The organism is Marivirga atlantica (assembly GCF_016734805.1).
GTDB classification, from domain to species: domain Bacteria; phylum Bacteroidota; class Bacteroidia; order Cytophagales; family Cyclobacteriaceae; genus Marivirga; species Marivirga atlantica.
In genome coordinates this window covers 660,785-673,292 of sequence record NZ_JAERQG010000002.1, presented here as the reverse complement: position 1 = coordinate 673,292, position 12,508 = coordinate 660,785, and the positions used below count along the sequence as shown (strand labels likewise).

General features: G+C 35.9%; 10 protein-coding genes. 1 reads left to right on the top strand and 9 read right to left on the bottom strand.

Annotation, left to right across the window (positions count from 1 at the left end; genetic code table 11):
* The first annotated feature begins 41 nt into the window (after positions 1-41).
* Positions 42-2,009 carry a DUF3352 domain-containing protein gene (locus JKP34_RS10200; protein WP_201920625.1) on the top strand — a complete coding sequence of 656 codons (1,968 nt, stop codon included), beginning with the start codon at positions 42-44 and terminating at the stop codon, positions 2,007-2,009.
* Positions 2,010-2,353: 344 nt separating this feature from the next.
* On the opposite strand, the gene JKP34_RS10195 is transcribed toward JKP34_RS10200, so the two are convergent.
* The 9 genes from JKP34_RS10195 to JKP34_RS10155 form a co-directional block, all read right to left on the bottom strand.
* Positions 2,354-2,596, bottom strand: coding sequence for a hypothetical protein (locus tag JKP34_RS10195; RefSeq protein ID WP_201920622.1), 243 nt, complete (start codon positions 2,594-2,596; stop codon positions 2,354-2,356).
* Between the two features lie 3 nt (positions 2,597-2,599).
* A complete protein-coding gene (locus JKP34_RS10190) occupies positions 2,600-3,187 on the bottom strand; it encodes a hypothetical protein (RefSeq protein ID WP_201920619.1) in 588 nt (195 codons plus the stop codon).
* Positions 3,188-3,234: 47 nt separating this feature from the next.
* Positions 3,235-3,972 (bottom strand): hypothetical protein, encoded by a 738-nt coding sequence (locus JKP34_RS10185; protein ID WP_201920616.1) that lies wholly within the window; start codon positions 3,970-3,972, stop codon positions 3,235-3,237.
* Between the two features lie 24 nt (positions 3,973-3,996).
* A complete protein-coding gene (locus JKP34_RS10180; protein WP_201920613.1) occupies positions 3,997-6,963 on the bottom strand; it encodes a type I restriction endonuclease subunit R in 2,967 nt (988 codons plus the stop codon).
* The gene (locus tag JKP34_RS10175) at positions 6,953-7,645 is read right to left on the bottom strand and encodes a nucleotidyl transferase AbiEii/AbiGii toxin family protein (protein ID WP_201920610.1); all 693 of its coding nucleotides are present in this window, start codon (positions 7,643-7,645) and stop codon (positions 6,953-6,955) included. The genes JKP34_RS10180 and JKP34_RS10175 overlap by 11 nt, the downstream gene beginning before the upstream one ends.
* Positions 7,638-8,156 (bottom strand): hypothetical protein, encoded by a 519-nt coding sequence (locus JKP34_RS10170; protein WP_201920605.1) that lies wholly within the window; start codon positions 8,154-8,156, stop codon positions 7,638-7,640. Before JKP34_RS10170 ends, JKP34_RS10175 begins: the two co-directional genes overlap by 8 nt.
* Positions 8,157-8,314: 158 nt before the next feature.
* Positions 8,315-11,101, bottom strand: coding sequence for a DUF3883 domain-containing protein (locus tag JKP34_RS10165; protein WP_201920602.1), 2,787 nt, complete (start codon positions 11,099-11,101; stop codon positions 8,315-8,317).
* A 19-nt stretch (positions 11,102-11,120) separates the two neighbouring features.
* Positions 11,121-11,930, bottom strand: coding sequence for a GIY-YIG nuclease family protein (locus tag JKP34_RS10160; RefSeq protein WP_201920599.1), 810 nt, complete (start codon positions 11,928-11,930; stop codon positions 11,121-11,123).
* Positions 11,927-12,508 carry a hypothetical protein gene (locus tag JKP34_RS10155; RefSeq protein ID WP_201920596.1) on the bottom strand — a complete coding sequence of 194 codons (582 nt, stop codon included), beginning with the start codon at positions 12,506-12,508 and terminating at the stop codon, positions 11,927-11,929. Before JKP34_RS10155 ends, JKP34_RS10160 begins: the two co-directional genes overlap by 4 nt.

Genomic DNA, 12,508 nt, shown 5'->3' with positions numbered 1-12,508 from the left:
CATACTTTATTTATTTTTGATATCGTTAGCTTCACTACATTATGAGAAAATCACTGATCATTATTTTAACAAGCACTTTCGTGCTACTGGCTTGTGTAATTATTTACTTTCTATACCTGCAACCCGTAAAGAAAAATAATCCGTTAATTGCCGTACCAGCAGATGCCAGCATCATTTTTCAGCTAGAAAACCCTTTTGAACAGTGGCAAGAGCTCAGCGATAATGATATCTGGAACTACCTCAAAAAAGACCCTTATTTTGCAGAATTAGGACAGGAAATGGATGAACTCACAGAAGATATGCGTGCCAATGAAGCACTTTATGAGTTGATCATCAACCGTCCGATGGTCATGTCCATTCATAAAACGAGACCTGATGATTATGACTTCCTCTATGTGATAGACCTGCAGCGTGCCACGCAGTTCAATTTTATTAAAAACTATATCAAAAACTTTAGTGAGGATATTGAAAAGGTGTATACACGAAACTACAAAGAGCAGGAAATCATCGAAATCAGCTTTAAGGATGATCCTACCCGTTATTACCTCTACATCTATGAAAATCTCTTAAGCCTCTCCTCTACCCACACCATACTGGAGCAGTCAATCGACCAGATCAAAGAACCCATAATTGCGCGTGACTTAGACTTTATTGACCTAAGCAGCGAGTTGGGAACAAACGATATCAATATGTACATCAATTATCGGCAGCTAGCCAACTACCTAAAAATATGGATGGCTGATGATCCTGAAGCAAGCACAGACTTCTTCCCAATGTTGAAATATAGCGGCATGGCACTGGAAGCCACTGATCAAAGATTCTCCGTATCGGGTTACTCCATCGTTAATAAAGAACAACCTAATCTGTTAACTGCTTTGATGAATGCGGGAACTGGCGAAATTAACGTGGGTACCATAGTGCCTGATAACGCTTCCTACTTTATGAGCCTGGGCTTTGACAACTCAAAAGATTTTTATGAGAACATGATAGCAGTACTGCAAGCTGAAGAAGATGGCGAGGAGTATATGAAGAGTAAGGAAAAGATTGAAGGCTATCTGAAAATTTCTATCGAAGATGACTTTCTCAGTTGGATGGATGATGAAATAGCCCTCATTCAGCTCAACTCTAACAGCAATCGAAATAAGGTGGAGTTGGCCGTAGCTATCAAACACAATGACCTGGATGACACCAAAGAAAGACTGGCCTATATTGAGCAGCAAATTCGTAAGAAGACACCTGTAAAGTTCAAAGGCATTGATTACAAAGGACAGCAAATCCATTTCTTGTCTATCAAAGGTTTTTTCAAGATGATGTTCGGCAAGGCTTTCGAAGGAATCGACAAGCCCTATTACACCATTATGGAAGATTATGTGGTGTTTAGTAACTCGCCTCGCACCTTGGGTAAAATCATTATGGCTGTGCAGGAAAATCGTACGCTGGACAATACCAAAGAGTATGCAGTGTTCATGGAAAACTTTGCCTATGAATCGAACCTCTTCGTCTACTTAAGTGCCAATGAATTACTCAGTGATGCACAAAGACTGCTCGACAGGGAATCACGGCAGGAGCTTAAAGTGCATAGTCCCTATTTCAAGAGCTTCCCGATGATGGGTATGCAGCTCTCTGCTGAGGGTGACCTACTCAAACACCAACTGCAAGCCAACTACCTCAACCATGCCGAAATCAGCAGCTGGAATGCGCTGATCAAGGAGATACAACAAGATGAAGTAGCATTTGTCGGTGCCGAAGCTATGGAAGAGGAAGACCTGATTGCTGCAGAGCAAATTTTACCGGAAGACCTGAACAGCAAGACTTTCATTGAGTATTACGGCAATGAGCAGATCAAATTCGAAGTGGACTTAAAAGATGGCCTCAAGCATGGTCGCTATTTCGAATATGACAGTCTGGGCAATGTAATTGTAAAAGGCCGCTACCGTGATGATGAAAAATCCGGCACCTGGAAGTTTTATGATGGCGAAGGTGAGTTGGTGAAGAAGGAAAGGTATTAGGGGATGTTCCTTTGTCTAGTCACAAAGGAACCAAAAGACATGAAAAAATGATCCTTCCACCCTGCATTTCAGCACCTCCCGATAGCTCGGGACGCTGTTTTGGCGACCAGCCACTGATATTTAAACACGTTTTTCCTTAGCATAACATTTCTGTTTTTAAGATAGAAAAACGCAGGTGATTGAATCTCCTCCTTGGAGAAGGAGGCTGGGAGGATTGAAATTGTGCGACTAAAAAAGCAATTTTCGACTTGATTAAGAGATTGCTTCACTACAAAGGTCCGCAAGGAAATTGCATGCTTTGACTTCTTAACCTCAAGACTTTGTTAAATTGATAATCATATTTATTACTTTCTCTTTGTACCCTCAATAAACTCTCTGATCTTACTAAATGGCGATAAAGCAAAACACCCTACAACAAAACAAACCATACTAACAAAAATCACAAAGCCACCTCCTACTTCAGTCTGCTGGGTAGTCAAATAATGCTGCCCTACTTTTTGGATGTCGAAAACCAGCATGATAATGCCAATGATTAAAAATAAGGTGCCGAATAGGAAGTAAATAAAACCTGGAAATTTATTAGGCATTTTCTATCTATTTATCCTAGCCATTAAGGCTGCTCCTATTGCCTCTCCAATAGGCTTAAACTCTTCAGCAGTAAATTCATCAGTTTTGGCGTTGTTGCACCAGTAGCAGGCCATTACTAAATTATCATAATGGTATTCTTCGTTCGGATTTTTACGATCAATTTCAAAATTAAATCCTCGATTTGCCTTTTTTCGAATTAGATGATTCTCATATAATTCTCCAAAATCTTTCTTCTCTAATTCACAATAAAAGCATTTCTCATTCTTGATTAACTTATTGTATTGTTCTTCCGATAGAATTTTCCCGAACGATTCCCTATACAGATTGAGATATTTAACTTCGTCTAATTCTGATCGAAGCTTTTCAATTGTATGATAAATTTGGTCAACTTCCCTTTCGTCAGTTTTTAAAATGCGATCGTCTAGGTAATCTTGTTTATACTTAGTTGTATGGATATCAATTAGCTCATTACTAATTTCAAAATTCTCAAATGCATTTGGATTAGCATCCTTTTCATTCAAAACACAGTCGAATAAAAATAGCTCCCATTTAGTATTGAAACTATTTTTCATTTTATCTAAGTACGCCATAAATAACTTGAAATAATTTTATTCTGATAACACCTAGTCCTAAATGACTATTCGTTAATGTTTTCCTTCAAAAATTTTGATTTAATCGATTCTAGCATCAGAATGATTCTATTCACCTTGCTAAATTGATTATTCGATATTTCCAAAATCACCTGCCTAAACACATAGAAAAAACCGACAAATATTAAATAATGAAATAATATAGCCACCAATAATTTGACCTCTTCAGGATTTTTTAAACTTGCAGTAATTTCTTCTAAACTTAAATCTATTTTGATTGAGGTAATTAAAGAAAAACCAACAACACCTCCCAATGAAAGAATCTGAATTAGGTACGACCAATTTTTAAATTTTGGCTTAGATATATTTGTTTCATGAATGGCTCTATCAACAATCATTAACTTTTTATCAATAATTGTTTGGCATTTATCATTTGAAAAATCTTGATTTTTAAAGAAGGTATTTTCAAATATCTCCATTCTGGCCTCTAGAATACTCTCCTTATGATTCTTGCTATCCTCGCTGATTTTATCGTTCCATTTTTGAAGCCAATATTCTTTAAGCCAAAAAACATACAATAGTCTAAATACAAGAACTCCTATCAATATCCAAAGTGGAATAATGATTTGCTTATTAACTGAAGCTATTGAAAAAATTAAAAGAATTGACCATAAAATAATTAAAATAGTAACCCATTTATGTGGACCATTCCAAGTAATATTTTTGAACTCTTTTCTTAATTCTTTATCAGCATTTTTAGCATCTTCATAAAAATATAACTTCATAGATTTTGTTGAAATTTAAATTGATTAATAATACTCCTTTATATACCCATATGCCCTATCAAAAAGTAATTGGTCTTTGATCTTATATTTGGCCCAAAGTATTTTCCTTAAAGAACTCTGTACTTCTCTTTCACCCTGATTGGATTGCTGCCAGCCTGGAAAGCGAACCATGCGGACGATAGAATCAATGTCAGTGACAATTCGCTCAACCACAGCAGGGGTTTGGTCTGTTTTGAGCTCGAGAAATAATTCTGTCAAAGCTGCTTGCGGTGTCTTCTCTTCTACCATGGCTTCCATTTCTTTTTCAGCCTGAACAGTTTCTTTTGCTATTTTGCATAGCTCCTTAACGAATTCTATGGAAGTAATCAGTCCTTGTTCGGCCTTATCTCTTAAGGCTTCTAATCGTTCACTTAAGGATTTAAATTTTGGATTTCCAGCATGCTTTTTAAAGCGTTTAATTAAAACTTTTTCAAGTTTTTTGGCTTTCTTAGGATCAGGATTGTTGAAGATCTCTTCAATCACATCTGCATCTAGAACAAACTCCTCCAATTGATGAACATCCCCTACATGGATATTTTCATGTATCAATTTGGTCGTTTGAGCACCTAAGGAAAACCACAATAATTTACCCAAATTATTTACTGCAGGTTTTACCGATTCATATACATTACTCAGCCATTTATAATCTTGGTTGTACACATCTAAAATGTTGTCTGGCGACAAAGACTCCCATAATTTAGACAGGTACTTATAATCTTTCGCAAAAGCATCTTTCTGCTCATCCGTCTTTATAGCATTTTGCGCTGCTTCTAGTCCTTCAAAACCCTCAATTCTTCTATCTACTCCTTCGAAATGACTCAAGGCTGCTTTCATCGCTTCAGGAAGCTTAGCTCTTAGCTCTGATAAATTTGAAATGACTGCTTTAACACTTTCCTCATCAAACTGTAAAGCATTAGCTGCATCATCGAAAACACCAAAGTAATCTACAATTCTACCGAATGATTTATTAGAGAATAATCGGTTGGTTCTACAGATAGCTTGCAATAAAGTGTGATCTTTTAAGGATTTATCCAAGTACATGGTTTGCAAGATAGGCGCATCAAAACCTGTGAGTAGCTTTGCAGTAACTATGATAAATTGAAGCGGATCATTGGCATCATTGAATTGATCTACAATCTTTTCTTGTTGGCCTTTGTCAACGGCCCATTTCTGTTTAAAGGCATGTTTGTCATTTGCAGAGGTAGAAATCACTACCTTACTAGCCTCTTCCGGGAAATATTTATCAAGTTCTTCCTTATACTGAACACAAGCAAAACGATCTGGTGTAACGATCATAGCTTTAAAACCGTGGGGTTGCACCTTCTCCTTAAAGTGAGTAGCAATATCTTCCACAATTTTAGATACGCGTTCAGGCGACTTTAAGAAAGCCGCCATTTTAGCTGACTTCTGATTGAGTGCGTCAGCTTCTTCGTCCGTTAAGGCTACTTGATCTTGAAATTCTTTGAATGCTTTATCAATGGTTTCTTTATCGACATGCACATCCACTAAGCGAGGCTCAAAATGTAAAGGCAAGGTAGCATCATCACGGATAGAATCATGGAAGGTGTAGCGGGATAAATATCCACCTTCATCTTCCTCCGAACCGAAAGCCCAGAAGGTATTCTTATCAGCCTTATTCACTGGAGTACCAGTCAAACCAAATAAGAAGGCATTGGGCAAGGCAGCTCGCATCTGACGACCTAAATCGCCTTCTTGTGTTCTATGCGCCTCATCTACTAATACAATGACATTATCCCTTGTATTCATATTAGGCTTGGCATCACGGAACTTATGGATCATGGATACTATGATCTTCCTGGTATCCTTTTCCAGCATGGACTGCAGTTCTTTGATGCTATCTGTAGTTTCTACATTGGCTACATCAGCGGCATTAAAAGTACCACTGATTTGTGTATCTAAATCGGTACGATCTACTAATATGATCACTGTTGGACTTTTCAGTTCCGGCATTCTCCTTAGCTTCTGAGCAGCAAAGACCATCAAGAAAGATTTTCCTGATCCCTGAAAATGCCAAATTAGTCCCTTTTTCAATCGGCCTTCTTTTACGCGGTCTACGATTTTATTGGCACCTTCATACTGCTGAAATCGTGGAATGATCTTAATTCTTCTTTTCTTCTTATCTGTAGAGAACAAAGAGAAATTACGCATAATATCTAGTAAGCGGGCTGGATGTAATAAGTCATTTAATTCCTTACCCACTTCACCTAGACCTAATCTTTTAGCAATGGCTTCTTCATCATTTTCTAAGCGCCAAGGAGCCCAGAATTCTAATGGACAGCGAATAGCTCCATAATACAACTCCTTGCCTTCAGTGGCAAAGGAGAGAATATTAGGCACGAATAATTGCGGCACACTGTTTTCATAGATTTCATGCACTTCATGCGCACCATCTAACCAACTTACAGAAGGCCGTATGGGTGTTTTGGCCTCACCTACAACAACAGGAATTCCATTGATCATCATCACAATGTCCGGAATTTTTGTTTCCCTATGATGTATTCTAAATTGGTTGGTAATGATGTATTGGTTATTAGTCAGTTTTTCGAAATCTATCAAGCGAACCGGGACATGACGATTATTTTCTCCGAAAGGCATCGTTTTCTCTCCGGTCAGCCATTTAAAGAATTCTTCATTGGCTTTTACCAGGCCGACTTGATTGACTGCCAATAAAACTGCTCTTAATTTATAGATGACCTCATCCGCTAAATTCGGATTTGCAGAAATCTCAGGATTCAAACGAACTAATGCTTCTTTAACTTCAGCTTCAAGCATCACCTCATTCACGCTCCTATTCAGCTGTTCTGCGGATTTAAATTGCCAATGCGCTCCATAACCATCTTTGGGTTCAGCGGCATCTGGATTATTTAAATTGACTCCACTGAGCTGATGAACTATATAATTCTCTACACTATTTAGTTCGTTAAACCCCATCTGTAAGCACTTTAATTTGGTCCATAATAATTGCTAATCGCTCTTCTTGTTCCTCATAGTACATATGAGACATCACGCCCTCTTGAAGGGCTGGCTTTTCTTGAATTTCCTGAAGGCAGGCTATTAAGAATTCTCTCACTTCCTTATCGGAAGACTGAATTTGTGCAGCAAAATTGGAAGTATAATTCAATAAATAAACAATGTCTTCAAAGTCATGACTCATTCTGCTGTCGGTACCACCCCTTAATTTAAAAGCCTCAAATTTAGAAGCGAGAAAATAAGGAAATGGCATTAAGCGAATTTGCATATCTTCTAAAGGTATAGAAAATGATTTTTCAAAGCCATCTTTAAACCATCTATTTGCTGGTGCCCAGCCTACTTCCTGAGTGGACATCACATCTACTTTTTTATCATCTAACCTAAAGCGGCAGATCACCTCATCTTCATAATGTTGTGTAAAACCTTTTTGTCTGAGCTCACCTCTCAATTCTTCTAATTCTGTAAGGCTTAAGATCTCGAAGGTAATATCCACATCTTTAGTAGGACGTACATCATCAGCTGCCAGGTCGTCTATATAAAGACTGACTACCGCACCCCCTACATAAACCACCTCTTCATTTAGCTCACCTAAAGCCTTGGCTACTTGAAGCGTTGCTATCCTATTGATTTGTGTATTATTCATCCAGCAGTCCTTTTCTTAGGATTTGAATGGCCAATTTCCGTTCTCTGGCACGACCCACTCTTAGTGCATCACATAAGGCCATATACTCATAGAATAAAGGATCTTTTAAGCAGGCCTCTGGCAAATTGGAGTATAGTGGCTCTATTGATTCTCCTCTCACTGTGCCTTTAGCATAAGGCCATACATAAGGCTCACTGCTTTCAATTTCATGCACTAGAGGCGGAGCGGCATGAGCTGTAGGAATACCACGCGCTTTGGCCCCTGGCTTTTGAGGATATACATAGCGCAGACCAGATTCTAAAAAATCGAGTATAGCCGATTTCATCAAGCGTTTTTTATCCTTGGATAGTAAACCCGCGATTGCAGAGCGGTTCAGACTTTCACTCACCTCACTGGCACTAATACCGAGTTCAATTGCTAATTCTTTCATTAGCCAGGGAGCATCACCTTTTGCAGCAATCTTTAGCAAAACTGCAATATCATGAGGCCTCATTCCACTATGTTTTTTCATACCTAACTATCTTTTACTCAGTAAATATAAAAAATAATTCGCGATTCGCGAATTGTGGATTATATAATCCCATTTCCAGAAGGATAGATCAAAATCTCATCGATCCAATTGCCGATTCATTATATAATTCTCAACACTATTTAGTTCGTTGAATGACATTATTTTAGAAGTTCGTTAATTTTATTTTGAAGTTCGGAAAATCCATCTTTTAACTGAAAAAAGTGATTCTTTCTTATATGGACTTTCATGCTAGGATCTTTAATGCTTAGTCTGAATTCATTATGAGATGCTTTTATCTCATCAATTGCCAGTGATTTCTCTACTTCAGGTTGAACATTGATACCAATCTTCAGATCACATATTATATTCGCCTTAAGATATTCTTCTGTAATCTCTATACCTCTCTGTTTAGAAATATATATTAAGGCATATCTTTCAGGGCATTTACTAGCAAATTTAGCTTGGTGAATCCCCATTTTCACTGGTTCAGGATTATCTACATTTAAAGATTTTAATTCTATGTAAAATTTTTTCTCTGGGGAGCGCTCATTAAAAATTACTATATCGTACTCATTTACAGGTTTGACCTCTGCCTTGAATTCTTTGAATTCTCTTTCAAATAAGTTGTTTAGTATTATTTCTATCTTTTCACCTAATTCTTTTTTAAAGAGTTTTTCTTCTTTTTCATTAACGATTTCTTTAAGGGTTTTTTTTGCCTCTTCAATTCCAGCCTTGCCAGATAATTGACTCAATTCAGATAAGTCCTCGAAATTGACACCGGTATCCTTAAGTTCAACAAAGCAAGCCACCTCTGTTTCATTAAAACCTGCATTTGACAGAGCAGTTAAAGAATTATGGTCATAGGTTTGCATTAATGATAATGATAGGTCTCTATCTACATCTGTAAATGATTTGAAGTAAAGATCAGATTGGTGTTCATTTAAATATTTAAATTCCTTATATAATTCCTCGTCTTCGTTTTGATCAAGCCAATTGAATAGGTACTGTAAAGTTTTTCTAAAATCTTTGTCTTCAGTATTTTCAATTTCAGAGATTCCATCATCAATTTCCTTTATCAAGGATTTGGTATCTCTATTTCTCTCTTCCTTTAAAATATTAGGGATGTCATGGAAATCCCTGTGAAGAAGAATTGCTTCGAAATCACTCTTAAAAATCTGATAATATATTTCTAATAGAATATTCCTATTATTGGACTTATCTTCTAACTCAATATCATTATTTATAAATATCGATTCGGTTCTTGATTTAAATTCGCCAATCTGATTTGGAATTACTTTATGATGATCAAATAGTTTATTATCGAAATCACTAATTAAACGTAGAAATTTCTTTTGCCAATTTATAGGATCATTTACATAGGATTTCAAGTTGCTCAATGATTGAATGTCGTTTTCTATGAATTCAATAAGCTTTTTCAGATCAAATTTTATTGACGAAAAGCTCTGAAGGTCTAATTGATTATACCAATAATTATATTCGTGACTTGCAGGAACATCAGCAGGAAATAGTTGCTTACAAAGGTTGTAAAAATTCATTCTGACATCTTTATCGAAATCATTCTTAGGTAAGAAAGGAATTTTAGATTCTCGTAAATTAATGCTTTCATGATCTGAAATGGCTAATTGAATATTATTTAGAAGTAATTCCTTTAGTTTAACTACGATGTTTTTATACCATTCTTTATCTATCCATGCCGGTAATGAATTAGTACCTCCAATTATAAAAATGTCTGCTATATTATATTGAGCTTTAAATTCTTTTATATTTATTAAAAACTGCTCAAAAAGCTTTAAAGCTTCTTCTATCAAACTCTTGTTTGTATTATCTTCCTCGATCAGGTTTATACCATTTCTTTTCTCCTCCGGACGAAATTTTACCGAATTAACTATTACTGGGAACTTAAAGCTTGCACTGCCAATTAAAGGATATCTACAAAACAGAGAAGAATAATCATCTTTAAAATCCTCTTTATATTCAGTTGCAAAATTGCTAAAAAACCATCTAGAATTATCCAGTTCTACTCTCCAAGCAATTTCCGTTTTTTCTCCTTTTAAAACTGCAACATAAAACATAGTTTCATTCTCCTCATTTTTATAAGATGATTGAAAAATTTTCAATCCATTATTTACTAATGGAGATTGATTATTAGTATATATATGTTGGTCTCCTTCATTCGAAATCGTAATAGAATTTAATTGTGGATTAAATGCAAAAACATATGGGATTGAATAATATATCTCTTTGATCCCTTCACTTAATTTCTCAAGATTCAATGGATCTAAATACGTAAATGAGGCCGAAACATTATTAATCTCCTTTTTAGAATCCTCCTTATTGTTTTGATATTCTATTAATTGTTTTGTGATTTTTAACTTCGCAACTCTTCTCGATAATTCATCAGTTTTGATTATTTCTGTCCTATCTAATAATACTGAATTGTAGTGAAATGTCCCTTCATTATTTTTGACCTTACCTTCAACTCTAATTTTTGGTGAAAGGCAATGAGTAGAAAGAAAACCTGTTCCAAATTTCCCCCCCTTATTAGTATCATTAAATGATTTTCCAGATCCAGGATTTAAAAAATTCTCAAAATCATCTACATCATCTATCTTTTCAGATAACCTGAATGGACCTCCATTGTGACTAAATTTAATATAAGGATCAGGGTCATTTCTTACGATTTCTAAAATGACATCCACTTTCTGATTTACATCATCTAGTGTATCAACAGCATTCTGAACTAGCTCCCAAAACCATCTTCGTCCTGTATTTGGACTTTCAATAGCCTCCTTATATTTGGTGTATGTTTTATCAAGAATATTTCTTGCTTCACCCTTATAGTGCTTTACTTGTTCATCACTTAAATTCAATGAGTTTTTAACTCTTATAAATTCAGAATCTTCTTTTAAATTCAATTCACTCATAATATGAAATGATTTTTTATTAGCTCGCTATTTTCCTACAGGTCTCTCTTAATAGTACTAATTCCGTCAAAGGCATGGTATTATCAGCAATATTGAGTAAAGGTGAATGTTTTCTAATCAAATGCTTCTCAGCAGTTTGTATACCCTCATCCATTGCCACCCAATTCACCAAGAGATTTTGATTGATCCACTCAATAATTTGATCGTTGTCATCCTTTGAGAAAACGTAATTATTCTTGTTCACTTTGTCCTTAAGGGACCCTGTTTGAGGTCTAAATCCTAAAACGGCTCCCAAGCTTCTAAAAAAGGTACCATGGCCTCTTGCCCTTAATTCTTGGCCAAGCATTCTCTTTTGAAGACTTTTTGAGGCTATTCCGATATAAATTATATTATGCTTTCGTTCTTTTAACGTCTGTAGGAAAATTCCATTTAAATTTTTGATGTCTTTAATTCGTAGGCAATATAGACCAGGTTGGTCTGGCACTAAACTATCAATCTCAGATGCAGCTTTGAAATTCTTTTCATTCATTAAAACCTTTAAAGCTAACTTCGCATTACTAGCGATTTCTTTTACACTGGTTTGAGGTTTTTCCTTCTTTGTTGTCATCTTTACCATCCCAGTATGACTCTTCAGTGATACTTGAGCGCCATCACGTTTAAAAAGGTGATCATAATTTCTGGTCCTTCCGTGAATTTGAAAGGCTGTTATATCTGAACCATCTTTTTTTGAATACCATCTATTTTTGTTTAGAGCATATGCTATCTCAGTGGTTGACATAGATGTGCCCCTTTGTTTCAATATTTGCACTATGGCTTCGTGTAGTTTCATGTCTTCAAGCTATACAAAAGATCAATTCCGAAATAAATACACATTCCTACCTGTTTGGAATCTTCGATAACCATCAATTCATGGCTCTCCTTATTTCTAATTTCCTTTAGCAGCTGCGAATTATGATATTGCCCTTCTGATATCCAGTTTGATTTTTTAGCATACTCTAACATTTGACCTAACATTTTAGGTCCTTTGTAATCAGTTACTTTAGATATTCTTTTCTTGAGTTTCTGTTCAACGATTTTTGATAAACGTCTGATTGCCTCCGTACCTCTACCAACTTTAAGATCTTTTACAATTGTTTCTAACTCAATATGAGTTTCGAAATCCAAACGATCTAGCTTGGTTTTAAGCTTTTCAAACTCTTGAATAATACCAATATCTATATTTTGCTGAGACTCAAGATGCTTTTTCAGCAAATTAAGATACGTAATATGAATCTCATGCTTCTCCTTCCTGAGGAGCTTGATAATACGATCCATCTTTTTTGCTCTATCAGCCCGATCTATGAAAAGCCAAGCCACTAATAAACTTAGTGCAATAACCATTAACCATAGGACATCTTTTGCTTTCAT